This window comes from Pseudomonas sp. R1-7 (genome assembly GCF_051132105.1).
Classification (GTDB): domain Bacteria; phylum Pseudomonadota; class Gammaproteobacteria; order Pseudomonadales; family Pseudomonadaceae; genus Aquipseudomonas.
Window position 1 is genome coordinate 4379453 of record NZ_CP071661.1, and the last position, 24353, is coordinate 4403805.

Genomic DNA, 24353 nt, shown 5'->3' on the forward strand with positions numbered 1-24353 from the left:
ATGCCTTCGCGAGCCGACTCGCTCCCACAGATTATTCGCAGTCCTGGTGGGAGCGAGCCTGCTCGCGAAAGCAGTAGTGCGGTCACTGGAAATCTAAGGGCTAGCGGCTCTTACGAAACACAAACACCAACCCAACAATGATCAGCGCCATCCCCAGCAAGCTCAACAACGCCAACCGGTTGCCGAACACCAGGTAGTCCATGATCGCCGTCACCGCCGGCACGAGGTAGAACAGGCTGGTCACATTGACCAGGTTGCCCCGGGCAATCAGCCGGTACAGCAACAGCGTCACCATTACCGACACCACCAGTCCCATCCACAGCACCGGCCCGAAGAACCCCATGCTGTATTCGAAGTGAAACGGCTGGAACGGCACGAACACCGCGCACAGCACGAGCCCGGCCAGATACTGCACCGGCAGCGTGCCAAGGGGATTGTCGGTGATGCGCTTCTGCATGATGGAGCCCGCCGTCATGCTCACCAGTGCCAGTAACCCGCACAGCATGCCACCCAGGGACATGCCGGCCAGGCCGATGCCCTGGAACACCACCATGACCAACCCCACCAATCCCAGTGCCAGGCCGAACATCCGCTGCCAGGAACGCTGACGCTCCATGAGCACCACGGTAAGGATCGGCTGCACGCCCATCAACGTCGCCATTACACCGGGGGTGACGTTCAGTTGCAGCGCAAGCAGATAGAAAATCTGATAGGCGCCCAACAACACCAACCCCGTCGCTGCCGCGTACAGCATCGGCTTGCCCGTACTGGGCAGCTTGAACTTCAACATAGGGATCAACAGCAGCAACGCGCACAGCGCGATGGCGAAGCGGATCAACAAGAAGGCGAAAGGTGACGCGTGGGCCAGGCCCAGTTTGGAAAAGATCGCCCCGCTGCTCCACAGCAAAACGAACAGGCTCGTGGAAGCCGTCGCCAATAAGGCGTTTTTGGAAAAGGAAAACATGTAAACCACCTGTAGTCAGGCATTAAGCCAACTCAGCCGAAGCTGAAATCCAGTCGTTTCTTTCAGGCGGGCACAGGGAACGGCAACCGTTGCCGATCAGCCCTGAACGCCAACACCCGGCGGTGATACGCAGGCGTATACCGGTGAGCGACTGACAGGTGGGGGGTATTGACCGATCTGCTCAGGCGACCTATTCCCGCACGGCACGACGCCAGCGTTGAACGCTGGAACCACGACCGCGGTGAATGGAAATGCTGGCATGAGCCGATCTCTTGGAGGATGGGTCCGAAAACCGAGCGCCGACTATAACCAGCGCCCGACGTGTAACGCAATGTTTAAACGAACAACCAGTAACCCAGTGCCGTCAGTGCGGCTGCGGCCAACACGGGACGCATCACCCGATACGCCTTGGGATGCCTGCGCTTGAATTGCCTGACCCGACCGCTGATACCGTCGCTGAACGACTTGCTCCAGGCGTAGGCCCGGTTGATGCCGCCGACGCGTTCGTCGTCGAGATTCTGCGGCGCGGTGGCGCGGCCGAGGAACGCGCTGATGGTGCGGTTGACGCGTGTCATCAGCGAGCTTTTCAACGGACGTTCGACATCGCAAAACAGGATCACCCGAGTCTGTGGCGTTTCATTCTTGACCCAGTGGACGTAGGTTTCGTCGAACATGACGTCTTCACCGTCGTGCCAGGCATAGATCTGGCCGTCGACGAAGATCCGACAATCCTCGGAATTGGGCGTGGACAGCCCCAGGTGATAACGCAACGAACCGGCGAAGGGATCTCGATGAGGGTTCAGATGACTGCCACCCGGCAGCAGGGCAAACATCGCCCCCCGGACGTTGGGGATCCGGCTGACCAGCTCGACCGTCCTGGGACACAGCAACTCGGCCGACGGCAGCGGTTTGTCGTACCACTTGAGGTAGAAACGCTTCCATCCCTTCTTGAAGAACGAACCGAAACCGGCATCGTTGTTTTTCTCGGCAGCCCGAATGTAACCCTCGTCGAACAGGTGCATGGCCTCGTCGCGGATGACTTGCCAGTTGTCCTTGAGCACATCCAGTTCGGGAAATTGGCTTCGATCCAGGTAAGGTTTGGAGGGCACGCCGGAGAACAGATACATCACGGCGTTATAAGGAGCGAACAGCGCCGAATGGTTGACGAACTGGCGCAGCACCGGCAAACGCGCCTTGCCGCGCAAGTGCACAAAAAGCGTACTGCTCAGGAACAGCAGCAATACCGAGGACTTGGTGACAAACGAAACGGTCATTCCCTTCGACTCCTTGTATCAACGCAACTTGCGCAACGCCTTCAGCCCGACGCTACGGCGGCCATGTTAAATCTCCTCTTGCAGGTTAAACATCGCCGGGCGCGACATTCACTGTTGAGGATTACGCAACAAAGCCTTTGTTAACATGCACCACCTGAACCTGGGCTGACGCACTTTCAAACGTGCCTTCTTTTGTGGCGATGGAGCAAGCTCCCTCGCCACAAAAAGCGCCTACCGCCCTAGCCTGCCTGCGCTTACTGCTGGGTCTCCTGCTCGGTAAACAAATCACTGAACAGCATGCTCGACAGGTACCGCTCGCCCGAGTCCGGCAGGATCACCACGATCGTCTTGCCCTGCATCTCCGGCTTCTCCGCCAAGCGTGCCGCCACGGCCATCGCCGCGCCACAGGAGATACCGCACAGGATGCCCTCCTCCTGCATCAAGCGCAGGGCCATGGCCTTGGATTCTTCATCGGTCACCCGCTCGACCTGATCGACAATCGACAGATCGAGGTTCTTCGGCACGAAACCCGCGCCGATGCCCTGGATCTTGTGGGGACTGGGCTTGATCTCCTCCCCTGCCATCGCCTGGGTAATGACCGGCGAAACCTCCGGCTCTACCGCCACCGACAGGATCGGTTTGCCGCACGTATTCTTGATATACCGTGAGACCCCGGTAATCGTTCCGCCCGTTCCCACGCCCGCGACCAGCACGTCGACTGCGCCATCCGTATCGTTCCAGATTTCCGGGCCAGTGGTTTTCTCATGGATCGCCGGGTTTGCCGGATTGTCGAACTGCTGCGGCATGAAATATTTCGACGGGTCGCTGGCCATGATCTCGGCGGCTTTCTCGATGGCGCCTTTCATGCCCTTGGCCGGTTCGGTGAGCACCAGCTCCGCGCCCAGGGCCTTGAGCACCTTGCGCCGTTCGATGCTCATGGACGCTGGCATGGTCAGCATCAATTTATAGCCACGGGCGGCAGCCACGAACGCCAGGCCTATACCGGTATTGCCCGAGGTTGGTTCGACGATGGTCATGCCTGGCTTGAGTTTGCCAGCGCTTTCCGCGTCCCAGATCATGTTGGCGCCAATCCGGCATTTAACCGAATAACCCGGGTTGCGCCCTTCGATTTTCGCCAGGATGGTCACGCCGCGCGGGGCGATGCGATTGATCTGCACCAGTGGCGTATTGCCAATGGAATGGGCGTTGTCAGCGTATATACGACTCATGACCGGGTCCTTGAATGCAGAGGGAATTTAGCGCTTAAAGGTAAGCCTGTTACCCAAGGGCGTCCAGTTGCACCGAACGTTCCAGTTGTTACAGGAGTCAATGGCTTTAACAACGGAGACTACTGTCATGAAGCGTCGATACAGCTGGCCACTGTGGGCCTTCGTCGCCATCGTTGCATTGTTGGTGGCCCTGCATTTCGCCTTGCCCTACCTGGTGCGCAACTACCTGAACGACAAATTGGCGGACATGGGCGATTACCGTGGCCAGGTCGTCGATGTCGACCTGGCGCTCTGGCGCGGCGCCTATCGGATCAACGGCCTGAGAATCGTCAAGGTCGACGGCAAGGTCCCGGTGCCATTCGTCGATGCCCCACTGGTCGACCTGTCCGTGAGCTGGCACTCGCTGTGGTACGACCATGCGGTGGTGGCGGAAGTGGAGTTCGCCCGTCCCGAAGTCAACTTTGTCGATGGCGGGGCCAACCGGCAGAACTCCCAGACCGGCCAGGGCACCAACTGGCGCGAGCAATTGAGCAAGCTGTTGCCCATCACTTTCAACGAAGTGCGAATCCGGGATGGCAAGGCCACCTTTCGCAATTTCAATTCCAAACCTCCGGTCAACCTGCGGGCTACCGAGGTCAACGCCAGCTTCTATAACCTGACCAATGTGGTCGATACCGAAGGCAAGCGCGACGCCCGCTTCGAAGGCAAGGCCCTGGTGGCCGAACATGCGCCCCTGGAGGTACAGGCCACCTTCGACCCGTTGAGCGACTTCGAGGATTTCGATTTCCGCCTGCGGGCCAGGAATATCGAACTCAAGCGCCTGAACGACTTTGCCGCCGCCTATGGGAAATTCGATTTCAATGCCGGCCACGGCGACCTGGTGGTCGAAGCAGACGCCGATAACGCCCAGCTCAGCGGCTACATCAAGCCACTGCTGCGCGACGTCGACGTGTTCGACTGGCAGCAGGACGTGGAGAACGAGAAAAAGAACATCTTCCGCTCGGTCTGGGAAGCCTTGGTCGGCGCGGGTGAAACGGCTTTGAAAAACCAGCGCAAGAACCAGTTCGCCACCCGGGTGGAGCTTAGTGGCAATGTCCATCAGCAGGACATCAGCGCCTTTGAAGCCTTCCTGCAGATCCTGCGCAACGGGTTCGTCCAGGCCTTCAATGCCCGCTACGAGCAACCGCCGCCCTCAAAGGATTGAGATTTGCGGCTTTTAGTGGCGAGGGAGCTTGCTCCCGCTGGGCCGCGAAGCGGCCCTAAAAGCCTGCGAGCGCTGCGCACTCGAGCGGGAGCAAGCTCCCTCGCCACAAGACTGAGTCAACATGTGACGCCCCATTCAGAGACTGAATACAGCGTCTGCGTTCACAGTCGGCGGGGCCTCGCGGTATAGTCGGGCACGACATTTATTTCGCGCGCCCCGCCTCGCCGGGCCGGCGACACCGTTCGAGGAATTGCAGATGAAGTTCGAAGGCACCAGCGCCTACGTGGCCACCGATGACCTGAAACTGGCCGTCAACGCCGCCATCACCCTGGAACGGCCGCTGCTGGTCAAGGGCGAACCGGGCACCGGCAAGACCATGCTCGCCGAACAACTGGCCGAGTCCTTTGGCGCGCGCCTGATCACCTGGCACATCAAGTCCACCACCAAGGCCCACCAGGGCCTGTACGAGTACGACGCGGTCAGCCGCCTGCGGGACTCGCAGTTGGGCGTGGACAAGGTCCACGACGTGCGCAACTACCTGAAGAAGGGCAAGCTCTGGGAAGCCTTCGAGTCCGAGGAGCGGGTGATTCTGCTGATCGACGAAATCGACAAGGCCGACATCGAGTTCCCCAACGACCTGCTGCAAGAACTCGACAAAATGGAGTTCTACGTCTACGAGACCGACGAAACCATCAAGGCCAAACAGCGCCCGATCATCATCATTACCTCCAACAACGAAAAGGAACTGCCGGACGCGTTCCTGCGTCGCTGCTTCTTCCACTACATCGCCTTCCCCGACCGCGTCACCCTGCAGAAAATCGTCGATGTGCATTACCCGGACATCAAGAAAGACCTGGTCAGCGAAGCGCTGGACGTGTTCTTCGACGTGCGCAAGGTGCCGGGCCTGAAGAAAAAACCTTCCACTTCCGAACTGGTGGACTGGCTCAAGCTGCTGATGGCCGACAACATCGGTGAAGCGGTGCTCCGCGAGCGTGATCCGACCAAGGCCATTCCGCCGCTGGCCGGCGCCCTGGTCAAGAACGAACAGGACGTGCAACTGCTCGAGCGCCTGGCGTTCATGAGCCGCCGCGGCACACGCTGATCCTCTTCGTTTAACAAGAGCGAGGGCGATTGCCATGCTGCTTAACCTGTTCAATGAGATGCGCGCCGCCAAGGTGCCCGTGTCGGTGCGTGAACTGCTGGACCTGATCAACGCGCTGAAACAGCGGGTGATCTTCGCCGACATGGACGAGTTCTATTACCTGTCCCGGGCGATCCTGGTGAAGGACGAACGGCATTTCGACAAGTTCGACCGGGCGTTTGCCGCGTACTTCAACGGCCTGGAAAAACTCGACGATCACCTCCAGGCACTGATTCCCGAAGACTGGCTGCGCAAGGAGTTCGAGCGCTCGCTGACCGACGAGGAACGGGCGCAGATCCAATCCCTCGGTGGCCTGGACAAGCTGATCGAAGAATTCAAGAAACGCCTGGAAGAACAGAAAGAACGCCATGCCGGCGGCAATAAGTGGATCGGCACCGGCGGCACCAGCCCGTTTGGCTCCGGTGGTTTCAACCCCGAGGGCATCCGGGTCGGCGATGCCGGCAAGCGCCAGGGCAAGGCCGTGAAGGTCTGGGACCAGCGCGAGTACAAGAACCTCGACGACCAGGTGGAATTGGGCACCCGCAACATCAAGATCGCCCTGCGCCGCCTGCGCAAGTTCGCCCGCCAGGGCGCGGCTGAAGAGTTGGACATCGACGGCACCATCGACCACACCGCTCGGGACGCCGGCCTGCTGAATATCCAGATGCGCCCGGAGCGCCGCAACACCGTCAAGTTGTTGCTGCTGTTCGACATCGGTGGCTCGATGGATGCCCACGTGAAAATCTGCGAAGAGCTGTTCTCGGCCTGCAAGACCGAGTTCAAGCACTTGGAATATTTTTACTTCCACAACTTCGTCTACGAATCGGTGTGGAAGAACAACCTGCGCCGCACCTCGGAACGCACCTCGACCCAGGATCTGCTGCACAAGTACGGTGCCGACTACAAAGTGATCTTCATCGGTGATGCCGCCATGGCGCCCTACGAAATCACCCAGGCCGGCGGCAGCGTCGAGCACTGGAACGAAGAAGCCGGTTATGTGTGGATGCAGCGCTTCATGGAGAAGTACAAGAAGCTCATCTGGATCAATCCGTACCCGAAGGACACCTGGGGCTATACCGCCTCGACCAACATCGTGCGCGAGTTGGTGGAAGACCGCATGTATCCGCTGACGTTGCGGGGGTTGGAGGAAGGGATGCGGTTTCTTTCCAAGTAAGTTTTTTAGTTACCTTCGCGAGCAAGCTCGCGAAGCTTCTCAGCTGTTCAAAAACACCCGCAGGCACTCCACCTGCTGCCGATGCGCAACCTTCTGCACCACCGGCCGCAACCGCACCTGAGTACCCGGCAGACATTGCGCCAACCGCGCCAGGGACAGCGGCGTCAACGCGCCCAGGCGTGGATACCCCCCGATGGTTTGCCGGTCGTTGAGCAACACGATCGGCTGCCCGTCCGGCGGCACTTGCACGGCCCCCAGCGGAATGCCTTCGGAAATCATCGCCGGCCCCTGATATTCCAGCGCCGCGCCCAGCAACCGCATGCCCATGCGGTCGGCGCGACTGTCCAACGTCCACGCTGTATTGAACGCATCGAACAGGCTGCGTCCGCTGAACGCGCCATTCTGCGCACCGAGGATCAGGTCCAGCGGCTGCGCCTGCTGGAAATCCGGAATCCGCGTGTGCGGCATGGGCCGAGGCATCGCCGAGCCTGAATAGCTCAAGTGCTCGCCGCGACAGAGCGCCCGCCCCCGCCCATCCAGGCCACCAAGTTCCTCGCGTATTACTGTCGCCCGGCTGCCCAGGACTTGCGGTGCATCGAACCCGCCGGGTGCCGCCAAGTAGGCCCGGGCACCGAGCACGGGCTGGGTGAGCGCCAGCACCTGGCCTTTGCGCAAGCTGAAGAAGCGCCACGACGCCACGCCCTGGCCGTCTATCCGCGCGCCCAGGTCCGCCCCGGCCAGCGCCAGCACGCAATCGTCTTCGGCGACCACGGTGAAACCACCGAGGGTAATCTCCACCACCGCCGCGTCCAGGTTATTGCCAAGCATCCAGTTGGCCCACGCCATCGACAACCAATCCGCCGCGCCGCCCTGGGTCACGCCCAGGTGCCTCACGCCGAACCGGCCGGCGTCCTGCAACAGGCACAGCGGTGTGCTGGCCTCGATCAACAACCGGCTCATGCCTGGGCCTCCAACGGTGTGTCGTCGCCACCCAGGGCGATGAATTCGGCGTGGTCCACGGGAGCGAAACGCACCGTGTCACCGGGCTGCATCAGGCTGTAGCCATCGCGCTCGCGATCAAACAGTTTGGTCGGCGTGCGCCCGATCAGGTTCCAGCCACCGGGCGACATCACCGGATACGCCGCGGTCTGGCGCTCGGCAATGCCGACGCTGCCCGCCGCCACCCGCTTGCGCGGCGTGTCGAGGCGCGGGGCGGCCAACTCTTCGTCCACCAGCCCCATGAAGGCGAAGCCTGGCGCAAAGCCCAGGGCAAACACCTGGTATTCGCGCTCGCTGTGTTGACGAATCACCTGCTCCACCGTCAGGCCGCTGCGACTCGCCAGCAGGCCCAACTCCGGCCCGACACTGGCGTCGTACCAAACCGGCAGCACGTGGCACTGGCCGGCGGACCGGGCGTCCGGTGACAGATTATTCAGCGCATCGTCGATCAATTCGCGGGCCTGGCCCGGGTCCAGGGCGAGCAAATCATAATGCACCATCAATGTCGTGTAGGACGGCACCAGATCGATCAAACGCTCGGCAAACACCGCTCGCAGGCGCTCGCTGGCGGCGAGCATCCATGGCATGTTGGCCTCGGCGATTTCATCGAACAGGCGCACCATCAGGCAATCCACCGCCACCACTTCCACCCGTGGCTTCATGGCGCACTCTGCCGGTCCAGGGCTTCGCGGATGCGTTGCACGGCCGCCACGGAACTGGCGTTGTCACCGTGCACGCACAAGGTATTGGCCTTCAGGTGCAAGACGCTGCCGTCGCTGGCGGTCAAGGCATCGCCACGGGCGATGGTCAGCGCCTGCCCAATGATGATTTCGGGATCATGGTGCACCGCGCCCGGCGCTTGCCGTGAAACCAGGCGGCCGGCACTGTCATAAGCGCGATCGGCGAAGGCTTCGAACCACAGGGTCACGCCGTACTCGTCGCCCAAGGCCTGGGCGGCGTGATTGTCCCGGGTCGCCATGAGCATCAACGGCAGTTGCCGGTCGTACGCCGCGACGGCCTGGATCACCGCGCGCAGTTGCGCCGGGTTGGCCATCATGTCGTTGTACATCGCCCCGTGGGGCTTGACGTAGCTGACGCGCCCGCCCTGGGCCCGGCAGATGCCGTCGAGGGCGCCGATCTGATAGTGCAGCAAGTCTTGCAGTTCCTGGGCGCCGTAGGCCATGGAACGGCGGCCGAAGCCCGCCAGATCCTGATAGGCAGGGTGCGCGCCGATCTGTACGCCGTGGCTCAGGGCCAGGCTGACGGTCTTGCGCATGATGCTCGGGTCGCCGGCATGGAAGCCGCAGGCAATGTTGGCGCAATCGATGAAGGGCATCACCTCGGTGTCCAGACCCATGGTCCAGTTGCCGAAGCTTTCGCCGATATCGCAATTCAGTAGCAGGCGGTTCACGGTGAACGCTCCTGTGGGTTCTTTCTTCTTAGACCGTGGGATTTGCATCCCACAGGTTATCAGTTACTCGGCTTCCAACTGCTTGCCTTGGGTTTCCGGCAGGCTCAGCGCCGCCAGGATCACCACGCCGTAGGACACCGCCGCGAACGCGCCGATACCTACGCTCAACGGTACTTTCTGGCTCAGGATACCGATCAACAGTGGGAACAGGGCCGCCACTGCCCGGCCGATGTTGTAGCAAAAGCCCTGGCCCGAACCCCGAATGCGCGTTGGAAAGAGTTCGGTGAGGAACGAGCCCATGCCGCTGAACATCCCCGAAGCGAAGAAGCCAAGGGGAAAGCCCAACCAGAGCATCACGTTATTGCTCACCGGCACTTGGGTATACAGCAAGACGATGGTGAACGAACCGACGGCGTACAGGACGAAGTTCTTCTTCCGCCCGAGGATGTCCGACAGGTAAGCGCTGATGACGTAACCCACATACGACCCGACGATCACCATCGCCAGATAGCCGCCGGTGCCCAGGACGCTCAGGCCACGCTCGTTCTTGAGAAAAGTCGGCAGCCAGGACGTGATCGCGTAGTAACCGCCCAGGGCACCGGTGGTCAGCAGCGAGGCACGCAGGGTAGTGAAGAGGATCCCAGGGGCAAAAATCTCGTAGAACTTCGCCGGATTTTCCGGCGTCAGGCGGGCCTTGGTCTGGTTATAGACTTCTGGGTCCTTCACCAGCCGGCGGACAAAAATCACGAACACCGCCGGCACGATGCCGAGGATGAACAGTGCGCGCCAGGCGTCTTCCGGCGGCAGCACCGAGAACAGCAGCGCATACAGAATCGCCGTCATGCCCCAGCCCAGCGCCCAACCCGATTGCACCATGCCCACCGCTTTACCGCGGTCCTTGGCGCGAATGACTTCGCCCATCAACACCGCACCGGCCGTCCATTCGCCGCCGAAACCGAAGCCCATCAAGGTACGTGCGATCAACAACTGTTCGTAGTTCTGGGCAAAGCCGCACAGGAAGGTGAAGAACGCGAACCACAGCACCGTCAGTTGCAAGGTACGGACCCGGCCGATGCGGTCGGAGAGAATGCCCGCCACCCAGCCGCCGATGGCCGACGCGATCAGGGTGCTGGTGTGGATCAGGCCAGCCTGGCCCGTGGTGATGCCCCACATCGCAATCAGGGTCGGCACCACGAAACTGAGCATTTGCGTGTCCATGCCGTCCAGGGCGTAACCGATCTTGCAGCTCCAGAAGGTGCGACGTTCCTGCTGGTTGATGTTGCGGTACCAATCGAACGGGCCGGACCGGGCCTGGGGTTGGGGGACGCCGAGCGTGTCGGGTGCACTCATGGTGGTTCTCCACGGTTTTATTGTTGTGAGTCTCGACGACGCAGACGTGGAGACCGTTGCCCCGATTCTTGAGCGCGCAGCCGATCTCGTCCAACGAATAAAACCTTGGCCGGGTCATAAGAAAAATTTGATTGGGCAGCACATCACCCGCAAAGGCAGACCGCTTTTGTGGCGAGGGAGCTTGCTCCCGCTCGAGTGCGTAGCGCTCGCAAAATCTTGGGGCCGCTCCGCAGCCCAGCGGGAGCAAGCTCCCTCGCCACAGGAAGCTCACTGAACCATCGAGTCAGAGCCCGCGCAGGTCGCGCTCTTCGATCGGCCGGCTCTGGCGCAGGCGCTTGCCGCCCAATACCACCCAGTCGATCAGGCGGAACAGGCATTCCAGGCCGAACGACAGCAACATCGCGCCGCTGATGCCCCAGATCATTGCCTCCGGGGTCAGCAGGATCTGGTAGCTGTAGCCGTTCCAGGTTTCCTTGCGGATGTCCGGATCGGCCGCCAGCGCCACTTGCAACAGACGGATGTACCACGGGCCTTGCATCGCCTGGAACTGCTTGTCCAGGGCCTGCTGACGCACGAGCAAAGTATTCAGGCTGTCGGCGTCACTGCGAAAGATCGGGTCTTCGCTGGCGCGGTAATGGGCCACCAAGGCCTGCATGTCACCTTTGAAGAATTGATTGGCGGTGCCCTGGAACCCCTGGAGACCGGTTTGCGCCTCGATCAGATGAGCCTCGACCCGCTTGGCGTAATCATTGATAAACCCCGGCACCTGGACCCCAACCAGCAAGCCCACCGCGAACAACACCAACCGTAGATAACTGAGCAACATAACGTGACGTCCTTATTCGGTCCGGCCATGGCTGACGCATTCGCCGCGTCGCCACAGGCTCCATTGGCCCGGTTCGTAGCGGGTCCAGGTTTCGTTTTCGGTCAAGGGTTCGGTGGCGATCACTGTTACCACATCGTTGGGCGTGGTTTCCGCCTGGAAATCGACGATAACGTCCACATCCTTGAGCCGCGCCGGGCCGAACGGCGCACGACGGGTGATCTGGGCCAGTTTGGTCGAGCAATAGCAGAAGAGCCAGTCGCCATCGCTGAGCAGGCAGTTGAATACGCCTTTGCTGCGGTATTCCGAGCAGGCCTCGATCAACGAGGGCAGCAGCCGCTCCACCTCCACCGGCTCGGGGAAGGCCTGGCGCACGCGGTTGAGCAGGTCGCAGAAAGCCGCTTCGCTGTCGGTGTCGCCCACCGGACGGTAGAAGGTTGCACCCGGCTGGAAGTCGGCGAGCTGGCCATTGTGGGCGAAACACCAGTTGCGGCCCCACAGCTCGCGCACGAACGGGTGCGTGTTGGACAGGCAGACCTTGCCGACGTTGGCCTGGCGAATGTGCCCGATCACCACTTCGCTCTTGATCGGATAACGCTGCACCAGGTTCGCCACTTCCGATTCGCTACTGGCGGCGGGGTCCTGGAACAGGCGCAGGCCACGGCCTTCATAGAAGGCGATACCCCAACCGTCCCGGTGCGGCCCGGTCTTGCCACCGCGCTGCATCAGCCCGGTGAAGCTGAACACGATGTCGGTCGGCACATTGGCGCTCATGCCCAATAATTCACACATGCTCGAACCCTCGTTGGATGGGGCAGCCCGGTTACAGGCGCGGTTCGATACGCGAACGCTGGGGGTTGCTCGGTACGGGTGGGCGGCCGTAACGGTCGTCACCGGCCACACCGAACGGCGGTTCGTCGTCAGGCTCGGCAGCAGCGGCGGCTTTCGCGGCGGCGGCGCGTTCCTTGCGAGCCTTGGCAGCGCGTTCGATGGGCAAGCGGATCAGCACCACAATCAGATACAAGCCAAAGGCGATCATCGCGTACATGAGCAGGTCGGACGCGGCGCGCCATACGTTGTTGCCCACCTTGAACAACACGTCCAGGGCGACGATGGCCAACGCCGGGGCGACCTTTTCCTTCACCGGGTCGACGATGGTGGGGCTGAACAGCAACACCGCCATCAGCAACCGCAGCGGCTCGCGCAACCAGCGCCACATGAAGCGGGTCATGCGCATCCATACCAGGAGGCAGCCCAGGGCGGCGAAGGCGTAAAGGCCCCAGGCAATCAGATAGTCGTTCTCGGTCATGGTGTCCATGGCAAGGCAGGCAGAGAGGCGCTTATAGTAACGGCTTTTCGCTCGTCAGGCTGCCCCGGCGTCTTGCGCATGCCCGGCAGGGTGAGTTTTTCGTCCGGCGACAGAACCGACCCCGCCAGCCACTTGTCCCTTTTCGTATTACGCTCGAGAGTTTCTCCATGCCCCGATCTGCCCACGTTTTCGACGCCCCGATAGCCCGCAGGAACCCGGGTGTCGACCCCTATGCCTGGTTGCAGGACCGCGACACTGACGCCGTGCTCGAATACCTCAAGGCTGAAAACAGCTATCAGGAAGCCGTGCTTGCCGACCAGGCCGAACTGCGCGAAACGCTGTTCCAGGAAATCAAGGGACGGATCCTCGAGACCGACCTTTCCCTGCCCTCGCCCTGGGGGCCCTACCTGTATTACACCCGCACCACGGCGGGCGATGAGTATCCGCGTCATTACCGCTGCCCGCGTCCAGCCGACGACAGCCTGACCGTGGACGAAAGCCAGGAACAGCTATTGCTGGACCCGAACGCCCTGGCCGGCGGCGGATTCTTCGCCTTGGGCGCGTTCAGCATCAGCCCCGACCACCAGCGCCTGGCCTACAGCCTGGATACCACGGGCGATGAGATCTACACGCTGTTCGTGAAGGAATTATCCAACGACAAGGTCAGCGAACTGTCCTTCGAAAACTGCGACGGCAGCATGACCTGGGCCAACGACAGCCTGACGCTGTTCTTTGGCGAACTGGACGACACCCATCGCCCGCACAAGCTGTTCCGTTATCGTCTGGACGGCACCGCCGCCGAAGAGGTATTCCATGAGCCGGACGGGCGTTTTTTCCTGCATTGCTACCGTTCGAGCTCGGAGCGCCAACTGATCCTGTCCCTTGGCAGCAAGACCACCAGTGAAGTCTGGGTGCTCGACGCGGCGCAACCGCATCTGCCGTTTACCTGCGTGGCGCCACGGGTAGAGGACCACGAATACGACATCGATCATGGTCTGCTCGACGGTCAATGGACCTGGTTCATCCGCAGCAACCGCGACGGCATCAACTTCGCGTTGTACCAGGCCGCCGACACGGGCGAGGCGCCGACCGAGGCCGACTGGCAGATCCTGATCCCCCACAGCGACACGGTGATGATCGATGGCTTGAGCCTGAACGCCACGGCCATGACCTTGAGCCTGCGCGAAGGCGGCCTGCCCATTATCGAAGTTCACCCACAAGGCTTGCCGAAATATCGGGTGCAATTGCCAGACGCGGCCTACAGCCTTCACGTACAAAACAGCCTGGAGTTCGTCAGTGAGCGCATCCGCCTGCGCTACGAGGCACTGAATCGCCCGGCGCAGATCCGCCAGTTGATGTTGGCCAGCGGCGATCAAGTCGTGCTCAAGCAAACCCCGGTCCTGGGTCCGTTCGATGCCGATGCCTACGTCAGCCAACGTCTCTGGGCCACCGCGCCGGACGGCACGCAGGTGCCCATCAGCCTGGTGGTCAAGCGCGAAGCCCTGGGCCAGCCGGTGCCACTGTATCTGTACGGCTACGGCGCCTACGGCGAAAGCCTCGACCCGTGGTTTTCCCACGCGCGGCTGAGCCTGCTGGACCGCGGCGTGGCGTTCGCCATCGCCCATGTGCGAGGTGGCGGCGAATTGGGCGAAGCCTGGTATCGCGCCGGCAAGCAAGAGCACAAGCACCACACCTTCAGCGACTTCATTGCCTGCGCCGAACACTTGGTCGCCAATGGCTTCACCACCGCCGACCAACTGGCGATCAGCGGCGGCAGCGCCGGTGGGCTGTTGATCGGCGCGGTGCTCAACCAGCGTCCGGAACTGTTCAAGGTCGCAATTGCCGAAGTGCCGTTTGTCGATGTGCTCAACACCATGCTCGATCCCGACCTGCCATTGACCGTGACCGAATACGACGAATGGGGTAATCCCGAGGAGCCGGACGTCTATGATCGGATCAGGGCCTACGCCCCGTACGAAAACGTCCGCGCCCAGGCGTACCCGGCAATGCTGGTGATCGCTGGCTACAACGACAGCCGCGTGCAGTACTGGGAAGCAGCCAAGTGGGTGGCAAAACTGCGAGCCACCAAGACCGACGACAACCCGTTGCTGCTCAAGACCGAACTGGGCGCCGGCCATGGCGGCATGAGCGGTCGCTACCAGGGATTGCGTGACGTAGCGCTCGAATACGCGTTTGTGTTGAAGGTTTTGGCGGTGGCCTGAGGAACTCTCTGGGATGGCCGGGTCTTAGCTCCATGCGCTGGGCCCGGGCATGGCACCGCCATAAGGGTTTGACTTACATTCAAGACAATCCAGAACCGCAACAAACACAAGAAAAAAGACCGTCACGACATGTCAGAACCGACCTTACTGAACAACGAAATCCGCGACTGGCTGATGGACTGCGGTCTGTTCGACCAATTGCTGCCCGTCGATTTTGCCGCTGCGTCGGGTTACTTCAGCATCAGCACCGTCGCCCAGGGCGAGGCGATTTTCCGTGAAGGCGATGCGGGCAGCTTCATGTGCATCCTCCACACCGGCCAAGTGGCCGTGCAGAAAACCGGCCCTGACGGTCAACCTGTCACCATTGCCACGCTGCGCAGCGGCCGGGCATTCGGCGAAATGGCCGTGCTCGACGGGGAGCGGCGCTCGGCCAGTTGCATCGCCGCCACCAATTGCCAGTTGCTGAACCTGGGCAAGGACTCCCTGGAAAAAATGCTCAACGATGCACCGAAGGTCGCCGCCAAGATCATCCGCGCCCTCGCCGTTTCCCTGTCCAAGCGCCTGCGCATGGCGGATGGTCAGTTGTTGTCGCAGCAAGTCTAGCCCCCCGGCGACTTCGCCTTCGCCGGCTTCGGCTCCAGCCCCGGTATCGGTTGGTCCTTCGGCGGTCGAGGCACCTCGATGGGCGGCAGCAGGGGCGGGCCGTTCCCGGGCGCCACCTTGGGCACTCCGCTGGGCGTAACCTTCGGATACGGCATGGGCGTGGCGGTGCCGGGAGAGCCGGGAATGCTCGGCGGCGCGACTGGAATCGTCGGTTGCTGGGCCTGGGCGCAACTTATCGAGAGCACCGCCAGGGCCATGGCCGTTAGAATGATGCACTTCATCAATGGCTCCGTGGCTATTGTCTGCTTTCAGGCTAGCCCCTGCCGGGCCGGTCTGCTCTTTCCCCATGAGATTTCCATGAAACGTTTTGTTCTGCTCGACACCACGCCCATTCCCGACAACGGCGGTGCCTTGTGCCTGTTCGAGTACGGCGAGGACTTCGTGATCAAGATCCAGGGCGGCGACGGCGGGCAACTGATGAACACCCGCATGCACGGTTCCGAAGACGCCTTGGCCGAGATCCCATGCCGCAAAGTCGCCGGTCGCCCCGGCTCGCGCGTGCTGATCGGCGGCCTCGGCATGGGCTTCACCCTCGCCTCGGCGCTCAAGCACTTGGGCAAAAGCGCCGAAGTGGTGGTCGCCGAACTGGTGCCCGGTGTCGTGGAATGGAATCGCGGCCCGCTGGGCGAAAAGGCCGGGCGACCGCTGTCGGACCCGCGCACGGTGATCCGCTTGGAAGACGTCGCCAAGGTGCTGCAAGCCGAGCCCCAAGGGTTCGACGCGATCATGCTCGATGTCGACAACGGTCCCGAAGGCCTGACCCAGAAGGCCAATAGTTGGCTGTATTCGGCCGGTGGCCTCGCCGCCTGCGCCAAGGCCCTGCGGCCCAAGGGCGTGCTGGCCGTGTGGTCGGCCAGCGCCGACCGGCAGTTTTCCGACAAGCTGAAGAAGGCCGGTTTCAAGGCCGAAGAGGTACAAGTCTTCGCCCACGGCAACAAAGGCACCCGCCACACGATCTGGATTGCCGAGAAGCTCAAGGGCTGAGCTAAACTCTGTCCAACCGTCATCAGTCTCTTCTACAAAGGTGAACCCATGAGTTCGTCCACCCCACCGTCCAACACCGCCAAGCTGGACCGCATCCTCGCCGACGCCCAGCGCGACCGGGAAATGGGCTACCGCGACAAAGCCCTGAAAATGTACCCACACGTCTGCGGCCGCTGCGCCCGTGAATTTTCCGGCAAGCGCCTCAGCGAACTGACCGTTCACCATCGCGACCACAACCACGACAACAATCCCCAGGACGGCTCCAACTGGGAACTGCTGTGCTTGTATTGCCACGACAACGAACACTCGCGCTACACCGACCAACAATATTTCGGCGACGGCTCCCTGAGCACCCCGAAGATCGCCAAGGCGACCCATAACCCGTTCGCCGCGTTGGCTGGGTTGATGAAGAAAGACGAGTAAGGCCGCCCAGTACAATCCGTGACCAGGAAGCACCTTTCTCGCCACGGCTCCTGCCCCCATCCGTGTCTGCTTCCTGTTGCCCGACCTGACAAAAATGCAATTCGTGCGTCAGGTCGCTGACAGCTTCAGGCCTTTAGCATGCCGCTACTTGTCTGTTTCCGGGCCAAGCGAACCCAGTCTGACGCAAGTCAATCTTCCGGCTTACGCCTTATCTATTCTCCAATGACAGGTCGCGGGCGACTCGCCAGGCCGATAGGAGCATTCCATGAACGACCACGAGCATCCAAGCGACGGTCCAAGGCCCTTCTGGAAGAACAAGACCGGCGTTGTCTTGATCATGTCATTGGCGATCGGCCTGTTCTATCTGGTGCGGGAGCACTTTGGTCACATTTCGGCCAACTGGCCTTATTTGATCCTTCTGGCATGCCCATTGATGCACATGTTTGGACACCATCATGGCAGGCATGGGCAACACAGCGAGTCGCCGAAAAAACCAAGGGATCCGCAGGGGCGCTAGCCATGCCACACACCACCGATCATGCACACCACCGCATCTCAGTAGCCGAAGGCGTCACAACCGAATACACCTGTCCCATGCACCCGGAAATACGCCAGCCTGGTCCAGGCAGTTGTCCCAAGTGCGGCATGACGCTGGAGCCTGTGCTGCCGATACAGGGGGAAGAGGACAATGCCGAACTCAAGCAACTTAGCCGGCGCTTCTGGTGGAGCCTGCCACTGACGGTGATCGTGACCGTGCTCGCCATGGCTGGCCATTCCTTTTCGCTGTTTCATGCCAACACTCAGAATCTTGTCGAATTCCTGTTAGGCACCCCAGTGGTGCTGTGGGCGGGTTGGCCGTTCTTCAGCCGGGGATGGGCGTCGGTTCGCCAACGCAGCCCGAACATGTGGACGCTTATCAGCCTGGGCACTTCGGCAGCCTATCTGTACAGCGTTTGCGCAACGTTTTGGCCTGGCATTTTTCCCTCCACATTCATGAAGGAAGGACGTATCGGCGTTTACTTCGAAGCCGCCGCGGTCATCATTTCCCTGACCTTGCTCGGGCAAATGCTTGAGCTCAAGGCACGCTCACAAACGAGCGCCGCCATCAAATCGTTGCTCGGCCTATCACCCAAGACTGCCCGCAGGATCAACGCTGATGGCCAAGAGCATGACGTCCCCCTCGCCCATGTGCACAGGGGCGATCGGCTGAGAATCAGACCGGGTGAAAAAGTACCGGTAGATGGTTCAGTGCTCGAAGGCGAAAGCGCCGTAGACGAATCCATGCTCACGGGCGAACCGGTACCGGTGAGCAAGCACGTCGGTGACAGCCTGATCGGTGCGACAATCAATACCCATGGCAGCCTGGTAATGATCGCGCAGAAGGTCGGCGCCGAAACCGTGTTATCGCAGATCGTCCAGATGGTGGCCCAGGCCCAGCGCTCCAAGGCCCCTCTGCAGCGATTGGCGGATGTAATCGCTGGTTACTTCGTGATGGCGGTGATCGCCATCGCCGCACTGACATTTGTCGGCTGGGGATTGTCAGGCATCGAGCGCGGTTGGACCTTTGGCCTGATCAACGCCGTTGCCGTGCTGATTATTGCCTGCCCTTGCGCGTTGGGGCTCGCTACCCCGATGTCGATCATGGTGTCCACCGGCAAGGCGGCCGGCATGGGGGTGTTATTCCGCGACGCCGGCGCCATCGAGAATCTGTGCAAGATCGACACGCTGATCGTCGACAAGACCGGCACCCTGACAGAAGGGCGCCCGGTGTTTCACAGTGTCCAGACCACTCGAGGCTTCGACGCTCGCCAAGTATTACTCTGGGCAGCGAGTCTTGATCAGGGCAGTGAACATCCCCTGGCCCAGGCCATCGTCGAACAGGCCCGGAAAGAAAACCTTGACCTGATCAAGCCCGACGCATTTGACTCCGGCAGCGGCATTGGTGTCAGTGGACTGGTGGATGGCAAACGGCTGCATTTGGGCAACAGTGTCCTGATGAGAACGGCCCATGTGGGTGTCACGTCGCTGCAGCAACAAGCCGAACAGTTGCGCTCGCAAGGCATCAGTATCGTTTATCTCGCGGTCGATGGTGTGCTGGTCGGATTGCTGGCCGTATCGGACCCGATCAAGCCAACCGCCGGGGAGGCAATCCACCAGCTCAAGGCCTACGGCATTAAAATCATCATGGCCACGGGCGACGGCCTCACCACCGCACGCGCCGTGGCCAAGGCACTGGACATCGAAGAGGTGCACGGGGAAGTCAAGCCCGAAGACAAGGAGCGCCTGGTGGCTGATCTTCAGCAATATGGCCGTCAAGTCGCGATGGTTGGTGATGGCATCAACGATGCCCCCGCCCTGGCCCGTGCCGACGTTGGAATTGCGATGGGCACCGGCACCGACGTCGCGATGAACAGCGCTCAGCTGACACTGGTAAAAGGCGACTTGATGGGCATTTTGCGGGCCCGCACCCTGTCGGTGGCAACCGTCAGGAACATGCGCCAGAACCTCGGGTTCGCCTTTGTGTATAACGCGATGGGCATTCCCCTGGCTGCCGGCCTGCTGTATCCCCTGACCGGCCATTTGCTCTCTCCGATGGTCGCCGCCGTCGCCATGAGCATCAGTTCGGCGTCGGTGGTGTTCAATGCGCTGAGGTTGCGTAACGCTCCCGCCCAATAATCCACGCACCAAAAACAGGCGCCACCAGGGCGCCTGACCGTCTTAAAAACAAAGGAGAACAAACGAGACGGTAATCAACCTCCATTCGGACAGTTTTCGCCCAAAAGCCTGTATTCCACGGTATTGAGCTTGCCGCTCGAGTCTTCATAAGTCATGCGGGCCGGCCCAACACCACAGCCCTTATTGGCCGGTGTACTACTCACCACTTTTTTTACATCGAGCTTCATGCCGTATTCGTAATGAACGATTTCGGGGACGGCTTTGCCTTTTTCGGCGGCGTACTGCGCCATGGCTTGTTGATTGTTGCGGATCATCTGGCCATAAACCCGATCACTTCCTCCTTCCGCCAAGGCAAGGGAAGAAAGGGAGAGGATCGAAACGGCGAGCAAGGCATTAAAGGTTTTCATGAGGGAACTCCGGCAGTCATAGGTCAGGTAAACCATATCGACTGGGGCCTTTCACGACGCTGGCTGGGACGTTACCGATTGGTCAGGTTCGTAAACAGGCTGCCTACCATTCGCCCCCACGAACCCAGTGTGGCAGCGAGCTTGCTCGCGATGACGATCAAACAAACACCACTGATCTCGACACTGACCACCCTCCCCCATTCGCCGTATAATCGCGCCTTTTCCCCAAAGGCACCCCGCCCGTGGCCAACAAACGCTACAGCTGCATCGGTCTGTTCAACCCCAAGTCACCGGAAAACGTCGGTTCGGTCATGCGCGCCGCCGGCTGCTACGGCGTGGCGTCGGTGTTCTACACCGGCAAGCGCTATGAACGCGCCGCCGACTTTGTCACCGACACCAAGAAAGTCCACTACGACATCCCGCTGATCGGCATCGAAGACTTGAAGAAAATCCTGCCCCTGGGCTGCGTGCCGGTGGCGGTCGAACTGGTGGAAGGCGCCCGCCCCCTGCCTGAATACACCCATCCGGACCGCGCCTTGTATATCTTCGGCCCGGAAGACGGCTCGCTGGACAAAGACATCCGCGACTGGTGCGAAGACGTGATCTACATCCCCACCAACGGCTGTATGAACCTGGCGGCCACGGTCAACGTCGTGTTGTACGACCGCATGGCCAAAGGCAACAACACTCGCTCGGGACCGCAATTCCGCTGACCGGCGGGAAATTCCATGGAACGACGGATTCGCTCAGGCAGTCAGCTTTATACACATTCCCACACTGGAGACAGATCATGAGCGATAACAATCCGTTCGGGCCGGTTGAGACCACCCCCTTCCAATCCCGCAGCCCGCAGAACGTCCACGGCTGGGAGCGCATTGGCTCACTGGCTGGTGGGGTGCTGATGATGGGCAAGGGTCTACGTCGCGGCGGAGTGCTCGGCCTGGCTCAGTTGGCAATCGGCGGCATGGCCCTGGCCCGGGGCATCACCGGGCACTGCTCGGCCAAAAGTATGCTGGAAAGAAATCGTCAGCATCTGCACGACGCCCGTGCTCGCATCGAGCAGGCTGGCGACGAACTGAGCCGCATGAAGGCCAATGCCCAGGCGGCGACCGGCACGGCTACGGTGACGGGGAATGATTCGTTGGTTTCGCCTAAGGCTGGGCTCTGATTTTTGCAGTGCAGTTGATGGCCTCATCGCGAGCAAGCTCGCTCCCACATCGGATTTGTGGTGTTCACAAGAACCCTGTGGGAGCGAGCTTGCTCCGGGCGGCGTTCCGACGAAAGCGCTATTACTGAAGTAACCGGGTATCCAGGACAGTTGAGCCCGCACCCAGGATACTCTCGCTAAGCTGCACGAACTCCGCGGTATCCACCGTTTCCAGCCGCATCGCCGCCTGCAACACATCATCGAGCGAGCGCTTGTTGTGGGTCTTCAAGCGAATCTCCCGGTCAAGCTCCTGCAACAGCAGCACCGCCTTGGACACCATCGCCGGGCTCACCTGCTCTCCGCGCAAGGTGGTGACGCCCTTGCTGTCACGGGCGAGCCGATCGTTCAGAGCCTGATAACGTTCGTCGCTCATGCCGCCGGCGCGGCGCAGCAGTTCGATGGCGTAGTACTCGTTGAGCCCTTCGCTGATCCAATCACTGCGATCATCGTCGTTGATGCGCGCCAGCACCTGCATCAGTTCGCGCAGCAAAGGACTGCTGCCCCGTTCGCTGACCAGCGCTGGGCGGCTGTGCAGATAGATCGATTCGCGACCGGCCTTCGCGCCACGCCACAACGGATCGCCGGCACCGACAATCAGCAACTTGGCGGGATGGCGCGGCACCACCGCCTGCACCTGCGGCCAGACAAACGTCAGCAGCGTCAGGACATCCATCCTGCGCATACCCTGCCCCTTGGGCGAGGCCACCGTCACGTCTGTCTCACCCAGGCGCGTGCGGCGGCTGCCGAGCTTGCCCGCAAGCATCCAACCCGTAGGGCGATCGAACAGGCGCGAAGGGTTATCGATACGAAAACGTTGCTTACCGATACGCGGCCAGGCCGTCTCGATGCTTTGCCAGCCGCTCGGCAATTCGAACGTCAGGCGCGACACCAATTCCACACCGTCCTGCTGATCCAGCTTTGCCGGCGGTACCAGGTCATCACCTCGCAGCAGCGCCCAGCCGGGGGTCATGCGGGTTTCGAAGGTAGCGTTCTTGCGCGATTGGCTGATACGCACGCGGTACGTCAGGCTGGCCTTGTCGGCAGTCGGACGCCAAACGCCGCGTGATGCCTGGCCAGGCGTGAACTGCCATTGACCGTCGGCCTTGAAGTCGCTGTAGCGCCCGTCGTCGCCGAGGTCGAAATCCAGGCTTCGCACCGCCGAGCCCCGGGCCAAGGTGAGGCGCACCTCGGCCTGGTCGCTCTGCGGCAACAAGTGCACGTGATAATCCAGATCGACTTTCTGCGCCGCCCACAGCGGTCCGCACATCACCAGCAGCCCCACCGCCAGTACCTGTTTGAATCCTGCAGCCATGGGCATTCCCCGTGATGCGATGTCTTTGGTTCAGCCAGCGCGGAAAATCAGATGATCTTCCCAGTCGTCTTCAGCCACGCTGCCTTCGGCCAGCATGCGCCCGGACTGGGAAATGCGTTCGTGATGCACGGCATCCCGGTCGCCACAGACCAAGTGATGCCACAACGGCAGGTCCTTGCCCTCGCTGACCAGGCGATAACCGCAGGTCGGAGGCAGCCACTTGAACTGATCGGCCTTGCCGGGTGTGAGCTGGATGCAATCGGGGACGAAGTCGCGGCGGTTGGGGTAGTCGGTGCACTGGCAGGTTTTCAGGTCCAGCAGTTTGCAGGCGATGCGCGTGTAGTAGACGGTGTTGTCGTCTTCGTCTTCGAGCTTTTGCAGGCAGCACAGGCCACAGCCGTCACACAGCGATTCCCACTCCTGTGGGTCGAGCTGATCGAGGGTTTTGCGTATCCAGAACGGTTCGACTTTGGCGGCCATGGCTCGAGCATCAACATCACGTAGTGAAAAGGCCGACAGTCTAGTGCCGGGGCCTCTTGAGGCCAAGCATTGGCGACTGTCGGTAGCAGGGACTTCTCAGGCCGCGAAGCCCGCACTACGGTGGCTCATAGGCCCTGAGTAACTTTGTGCTTAGTAGCCTCGGGCGAAATCCACTTCCCCACGCAGCGCTTCACCAGCCTGGTAGGCGCGCAGATTCTCCAGGAACAACTGCACCATCATCGGCGGCGAGGTCGGTGCCGAACTGTGGCCGGTCAACAGCAGGCCCCAGGCCGTCCAGAACGGATGCCGCTGTGGCAACGGCTCCTGGCGACACACGTCGATGACCGCACCGGCCAGATGCCCTTCCTTCAAGGCTTGCACCAAGTCTGCATCGACCACGGCCACGCCTCGGCCGACATTGATAAACAACCCGGTGGGCTTGAATCGCTTGAACAGCGCGGCGTCGTAGATGTCATGGGTGTCCGGGGTGTTCGGCAGCAGGTTGATCACGTAGTCCGCTTCGCCCACCAGCCGTGGCAAGTCCGCCAGCGCACCGACTTCGATAAACGGCGCCAACTCACGGGCTTCGCTGGCGATGCCGTACAGATGCACCCCAAACGGCACCAGGAACTGCGCCACGCGCTGGCCGATATCGCCGGTCCCGACGATCAACACCTTGCGCCCCGCCAGGCTTTGCCCTTGGCGGTTGTCCCACTTGCGCTCCACCTGGCTGACCAGCCGCGCCAGGACTTCGCGTTCATGCCCGAGCATGTAGGTGAGGACATATTCGGCCATCACCTGGCCAAAGATGCCGACTGCGCGGGTCAGGCGATAATCGCGGTTCAAGCCCTCTGCCAAGAGCGGCGTGATGCCCGCCCAGGTCGATTGCAACCAACGGGGCTGGCGCCCTTGACGCAATAGCGTCGCCAGGAGATCAGGCTGGCCGAGCCAGACCGGGCAGTCGGAGGCGAGCCGCGACAGCTCGGCAGAGTCGCCGCTGGTCAGGACCTCGATATCGGGTGCAGCCTGACGCAGGAGCTGGGCATACACCGCGTGGTCGTGTTCGGCAATCAGAACGCGCATGAATCAAACCTTTCAAAA

General features: G+C 61.3%; 26 protein-coding genes. 11 read left to right on the forward strand and 15 right to left on the reverse strand.

The window, feature by feature from the left end:
• Positions 1 to 100: 100 nt before the first annotated feature.
• From J3P79_RS19435 to cysK, 3 genes are all read right to left on the reverse strand, one after another.
• On the reverse strand, positions 101 to 964 hold the full coding sequence (locus tag J3P79_RS19435) for a DMT family transporter (RefSeq protein WP_434605174.1): 864 nt from the start codon (positions 962 to 964) through the stop codon (positions 101 to 103).
• A gap of 335 nt (positions 965 to 1299) precedes the next feature.
• On the reverse strand, positions 1300 to 2238 hold the full coding sequence (locus J3P79_RS19440; protein ID WP_434605179.1) for an aspartyl/asparaginyl beta-hydroxylase domain-containing protein: 939 nt from the start codon (positions 2236 to 2238) through the stop codon (positions 1300 to 1302).
• A 254-nt stretch (positions 2239 to 2492) separates the two neighbouring features.
• Complete coding sequence (gene cysK / locus J3P79_RS19445; protein WP_434605181.1) at positions 2493 to 3467, reverse strand: cysteine synthase A; 975 nt, start codon at positions 3465 to 3467, stop codon at positions 2493 to 2495.
• Positions 3468 to 3594: 127 nt separating this feature from the next.
• Here cysK and J3P79_RS19450 point away from each other — a divergent pair, with 127 nt between their 5' ends.
• From J3P79_RS19450 to J3P79_RS19460, 3 genes are all read left to right on the forward strand, one after another.
• Positions 3595 to 4671: a DUF748 domain-containing protein gene (locus J3P79_RS19450; protein ID WP_434605183.1), complete on the forward strand. Its 1077-nt coding sequence runs from the start codon at positions 3595 to 3597 to the stop codon at positions 4669 to 4671.
• Positions 4672 to 4927: 256 nt separating this feature from the next.
• Positions 4928 to 5773 carry an AAA family ATPase gene (locus J3P79_RS19455; protein WP_003184225.1) on the forward strand — a complete coding sequence of 282 codons (846 nt, stop codon included), beginning with the start codon at positions 4928 to 4930 and terminating at the stop codon, positions 5771 to 5773.
• 34 nt (positions 5774 to 5807) lie between these two features.
• Positions 5808 to 6986: a vWA domain-containing protein gene (locus tag J3P79_RS19460; protein ID WP_003198888.1), complete on the forward strand. Its 1179-nt coding sequence runs from the start codon at positions 5808 to 5810 to the stop codon at positions 6984 to 6986.
• A 39-nt stretch (positions 6987 to 7025) separates the two neighbouring features.
• On the opposite strand, the gene J3P79_RS19465 is transcribed toward J3P79_RS19460, so the two are convergent.
• The 7 genes from J3P79_RS19465 to J3P79_RS19495 all read right to left on the reverse strand — a co-directional run bounded on the left by J3P79_RS19465 (position 7026) and on the right by J3P79_RS19495 (position 12887).
• Entirely contained in the window at positions 7026 to 7946 is a 921-nt protein-coding gene (locus J3P79_RS19465; RefSeq protein ID WP_434605185.1) for a biotin-dependent carboxyltransferase family protein, read from the reverse strand.
• Positions 7943 to 8647, reverse strand: a complete 705-nt coding sequence (gene pxpB, locus J3P79_RS19470) for a 5-oxoprolinase subunit PxpB (protein WP_434605187.1) — start codon at positions 8645 to 8647, stop codon at positions 7943 to 7945. Before pxpB ends, J3P79_RS19465 begins: the two co-directional genes overlap by 4 nt.
• The gene (locus J3P79_RS19475) at positions 8644 to 9396 is read right to left on the reverse strand and encodes a 5-oxoprolinase subunit PxpA (RefSeq protein ID WP_434605189.1); all 753 of its coding nucleotides are present in this window, start codon (positions 9394 to 9396) and stop codon (positions 8644 to 8646) included. The genes pxpB and J3P79_RS19475 overlap by 4 nt, the downstream gene beginning before the upstream one ends.
• Before the next feature lie 63 nt (positions 9397 to 9459).
• Positions 9460 to 10746 carry an MFS transporter gene (locus J3P79_RS19480; RefSeq protein ID WP_434605191.1) on the reverse strand — a complete coding sequence of 429 codons (1287 nt, stop codon included), beginning with the start codon at positions 10744 to 10746 and terminating at the stop codon, positions 9460 to 9462.
• Between the two features lie 283 nt (positions 10747 to 11029).
• Entirely contained in the window at positions 11030 to 11572 is a 543-nt protein-coding gene (locus J3P79_RS19485) for a DUF2937 family protein (RefSeq protein ID WP_003184238.1), read from the reverse strand.
• Positions 11573 to 11584: 12 nt separating this feature from the next.
• The gene (locus J3P79_RS19490; RefSeq protein ID WP_434605193.1) at positions 11585 to 12361 is read right to left on the reverse strand and encodes a class II glutamine amidotransferase; all 777 of its coding nucleotides are present in this window, start codon (positions 12359 to 12361) and stop codon (positions 11585 to 11587) included.
• A gap of 31 nt (positions 12362 to 12392) precedes the next feature.
• Positions 12393 to 12887, reverse strand: a complete 495-nt coding sequence (locus J3P79_RS19495; protein ID WP_039593343.1) for a hypothetical protein — start codon at positions 12885 to 12887, stop codon at positions 12393 to 12395.
• A gap of 158 nt (positions 12888 to 13045) precedes the next feature.
• Between J3P79_RS19495 and J3P79_RS19500 the strand changes: the two genes are divergently transcribed.
• Together J3P79_RS19500 and J3P79_RS19505 are read left to right on the forward strand one after the other, a co-directional pair.
• Positions 13046 to 15100 carry a S9 family peptidase gene (locus J3P79_RS19500; protein ID WP_434605196.1) on the forward strand — a complete coding sequence of 685 codons (2055 nt, stop codon included), beginning with the start codon at positions 13046 to 13048 and terminating at the stop codon, positions 15098 to 15100.
• Positions 15101 to 15229: 129 nt separating this feature from the next.
• A complete protein-coding gene (locus J3P79_RS19505; RefSeq protein WP_434605198.1) occupies positions 15230 to 15703 on the forward strand; it encodes a cyclic nucleotide-binding domain-containing protein in 474 nt (157 codons plus the stop codon).
• On the opposite strand, the gene J3P79_RS19510 is transcribed toward J3P79_RS19505, so the two are convergent.
• A complete protein-coding gene (locus J3P79_RS19510) occupies positions 15700 to 15984 on the reverse strand; it encodes a hypothetical protein (RefSeq protein WP_434605200.1) in 285 nt (94 codons plus the stop codon). The genes J3P79_RS19505 and J3P79_RS19510 overlap by 4 nt on opposite strands.
• 76 nt (positions 15985 to 16060) lie before the next feature.
• On the opposite strand from J3P79_RS19510, the gene J3P79_RS19515 reads away from it, so the two are divergent.
• The 4 genes from J3P79_RS19515 to J3P79_RS19530 all read left to right on the forward strand — a co-directional run bounded on the left by J3P79_RS19515 (position 16061) and on the right by J3P79_RS19530 (position 19846).
• The gene (locus tag J3P79_RS19515; protein ID WP_039593339.1) at positions 16061 to 16747 is read left to right on the forward strand and encodes a spermidine synthase; all 687 of its coding nucleotides are present in this window, start codon (positions 16061 to 16063) and stop codon (positions 16745 to 16747) included.
• Positions 16748 to 16795: 48 nt separating this feature from the next.
• A complete protein-coding gene (locus tag J3P79_RS19520) occupies positions 16796 to 17170 on the forward strand; it encodes a YajD family HNH nuclease (RefSeq protein ID WP_003184246.1) in 375 nt (124 codons plus the stop codon).
• A 265-nt stretch (positions 17171 to 17435) separates the two neighbouring features.
• Positions 17436 to 17687: a DUF2933 domain-containing protein gene (locus J3P79_RS19525; protein ID WP_434605202.1), complete on the forward strand. Its 252-nt coding sequence runs from the start codon at positions 17436 to 17438 to the stop codon at positions 17685 to 17687.
• Between the two features lie 2 nt (positions 17688 to 17689).
• Positions 17690 to 19846 carry a copper-transporting P-type ATPase gene (locus J3P79_RS19530; protein ID WP_434605204.1) on the forward strand — a complete coding sequence of 719 codons (2157 nt, stop codon included), beginning with the start codon at positions 17690 to 17692 and terminating at the stop codon, positions 19844 to 19846.
• Between the two features lie 74 nt (positions 19847 to 19920).
• Here the strand turns inward: J3P79_RS19530 and J3P79_RS19535 are convergent, their stop codons facing one another.
• Positions 19921 to 20253 (reverse strand): DUF2790 domain-containing protein, encoded by a 333-nt coding sequence (locus tag J3P79_RS19535; RefSeq protein ID WP_434605206.1) that lies wholly within the window; start codon positions 20251 to 20253, stop codon positions 19921 to 19923.
• Between the two features lie 242 nt (positions 20254 to 20495).
• Here J3P79_RS19535 and J3P79_RS19540 point away from each other — a divergent pair, with 242 nt between their 5' ends.
• Together J3P79_RS19540 and J3P79_RS19545 are read left to right on the forward strand one after the other, a co-directional pair.
• Positions 20496 to 20966, forward strand: a complete 471-nt coding sequence (locus tag J3P79_RS19540; protein ID WP_434605208.1) for an RNA methyltransferase — start codon at positions 20496 to 20498, stop codon at positions 20964 to 20966.
• Positions 20967 to 21043: 77 nt separating this feature from the next.
• Positions 21044 to 21421, forward strand: coding sequence for a YgaP family membrane protein (locus tag J3P79_RS19545; protein WP_434605210.1), 378 nt, complete (start codon positions 21044 to 21046; stop codon positions 21419 to 21421).
• 121 nt (positions 21422 to 21542) lie between these two features.
• Here J3P79_RS19545 and J3P79_RS19550 read toward each other — a convergent pair whose 3' ends face one another.
• The 3 genes from J3P79_RS19550 to J3P79_RS19560 all read right to left on the reverse strand — a co-directional run bounded on the left by J3P79_RS19550 (position 21543) and on the right by J3P79_RS19560 (position 24335).
• A complete protein-coding gene (locus J3P79_RS19550) occupies positions 21543 to 22772 on the reverse strand; it encodes a hypothetical protein (protein ID WP_434605212.1) in 1230 nt (409 codons plus the stop codon).
• Between the two features lie 30 nt (positions 22773 to 22802).
• Positions 22803 to 23252, reverse strand: a complete 450-nt coding sequence (locus tag J3P79_RS19555) for a YcgN family cysteine cluster protein (protein ID WP_039593336.1) — start codon at positions 23250 to 23252, stop codon at positions 22803 to 22805.
• A gap of 150 nt (positions 23253 to 23402) precedes the next feature.
• The gene (locus J3P79_RS19560) at positions 23403 to 24335 is read right to left on the reverse strand and encodes a D-2-hydroxyacid dehydrogenase (RefSeq protein WP_434605214.1); all 933 of its coding nucleotides are present in this window, start codon (positions 24333 to 24335) and stop codon (positions 23403 to 23405) included.
• Positions 24336 to 24353: the final 18 nt, after the last annotated feature.

Bases quoted from the DNA above. Each gene is read 5' to 3' on its own strand.
- J3P79_RS19435 (WP_434605174.1), bottom strand. From the start codon at position 964: ATGTTTTCCTTTTCCAAAAACGCCTTATTGGCGACGGCTTCCACGAGC.
- J3P79_RS19440 (WP_434605179.1), bottom strand. From the start codon at position 2,238: ATGACCGTTTCGTTTGTCACCAAGTCCTCGGTATTGCTGCTGTTCCTG.
- cysK (WP_434605181.1), bottom strand. From the start codon at position 3,467: ATGAGTCGTATATACGCTGACAACGCCCATTCCATTGGCAATACGCCA.
- J3P79_RS19450 (WP_434605183.1), top strand. From the start codon at position 3,595: ATGAAGCGTCGATACAGCTGGCCACTGTGGGCCTTCGTCGCCATCGTT.
- J3P79_RS19455 (WP_003184225.1), top strand. From the start codon at position 4,928: ATGAAGTTCGAAGGCACCAGCGCCTACGTGGCCACCGATGACCTGAAA.
- J3P79_RS19460 (WP_003198888.1), top strand. From the start codon at position 5,808: ATGCTGCTTAACCTGTTCAATGAGATGCGCGCCGCCAAGGTGCCCGTG.
- J3P79_RS19465 (WP_434605185.1), bottom strand. From the start codon at position 7,946: ATGAGCCGGTTGTTGATCGAGGCCAGCACACCGCTGTGCCTGTTGCAG.
- pxpB (WP_434605187.1), bottom strand. From the start codon at position 8,647: ATGAAGCCACGGGTGGAAGTGGTGGCGGTGGATTGCCTGATGGTGCGC.
- J3P79_RS19480 (WP_434605191.1), bottom strand. From the start codon at position 10,746: ATGAGTGCACCCGACACGCTCGGCGTCCCCCAACCCCAGGCCCGGTCC.
- J3P79_RS19485 (WP_003184238.1), bottom strand. From the start codon at position 11,572: ATGTTGCTCAGTTATCTACGGTTGGTGTTGTTCGCGGTGGGCTTGCTG.
- J3P79_RS19490 (WP_434605193.1), bottom strand. From the start codon at position 12,361: ATGTGTGAATTATTGGGCATGAGCGCCAATGTGCCGACCGACATCGTG.
- J3P79_RS19495 (WP_039593343.1), bottom strand. From the start codon at position 12,887: ATGGACACCATGACCGAGAACGACTATCTGATTGCCTGGGGCCTTTAC.
- J3P79_RS19500 (WP_434605196.1), top strand. From the start codon at position 13,046: ATGCCCCGATCTGCCCACGTTTTCGACGCCCCGATAGCCCGCAGGAAC.
- J3P79_RS19505 (WP_434605198.1), top strand. From the start codon at position 15,230: ATGTCAGAACCGACCTTACTGAACAACGAAATCCGCGACTGGCTGATG.
- J3P79_RS19510 (WP_434605200.1), bottom strand. From the start codon at position 15,984: ATGAAGTGCATCATTCTAACGGCCATGGCCCTGGCGGTGCTCTCGATA.
- J3P79_RS19515 (WP_039593339.1), top strand. From the start codon at position 16,061: ATGAAACGTTTTGTTCTGCTCGACACCACGCCCATTCCCGACAACGGC.
- J3P79_RS19520 (WP_003184246.1), top strand. From the start codon at position 16,796: ATGAGTTCGTCCACCCCACCGTCCAACACCGCCAAGCTGGACCGCATC.
- J3P79_RS19525 (WP_434605202.1), top strand. From the start codon at position 17,436: ATGAACGACCACGAGCATCCAAGCGACGGTCCAAGGCCCTTCTGGAAG.
- J3P79_RS19530 (WP_434605204.1), top strand. From the start codon at position 17,690: ATGCCACACACCACCGATCATGCACACCACCGCATCTCAGTAGCCGAA.
- J3P79_RS19535 (WP_434605206.1), bottom strand. From the start codon at position 20,253: ATGAAAACCTTTAATGCCTTGCTCGCCGTTTCGATCCTCTCCCTTTCT.
- J3P79_RS19545 (WP_434605210.1), top strand. From the start codon at position 21,044: ATGAGCGATAACAATCCGTTCGGGCCGGTTGAGACCACCCCCTTCCAA.
- J3P79_RS19550 (WP_434605212.1), bottom strand. From the start codon at position 22,772: ATGGCTGCAGGATTCAAACAGGTACTGGCGGTGGGGCTGCTGGTGATG.
- J3P79_RS19555 (WP_039593336.1), bottom strand. From the start codon at position 23,252: ATGGCCGCCAAAGTCGAACCGTTCTGGATACGCAAAACCCTCGATCAG.
- J3P79_RS19560 (WP_434605214.1), bottom strand. From the start codon at position 24,335: ATGCGCGTTCTGATTGCCGAACACGACCACGCGGTGTATGCCCAGCTC.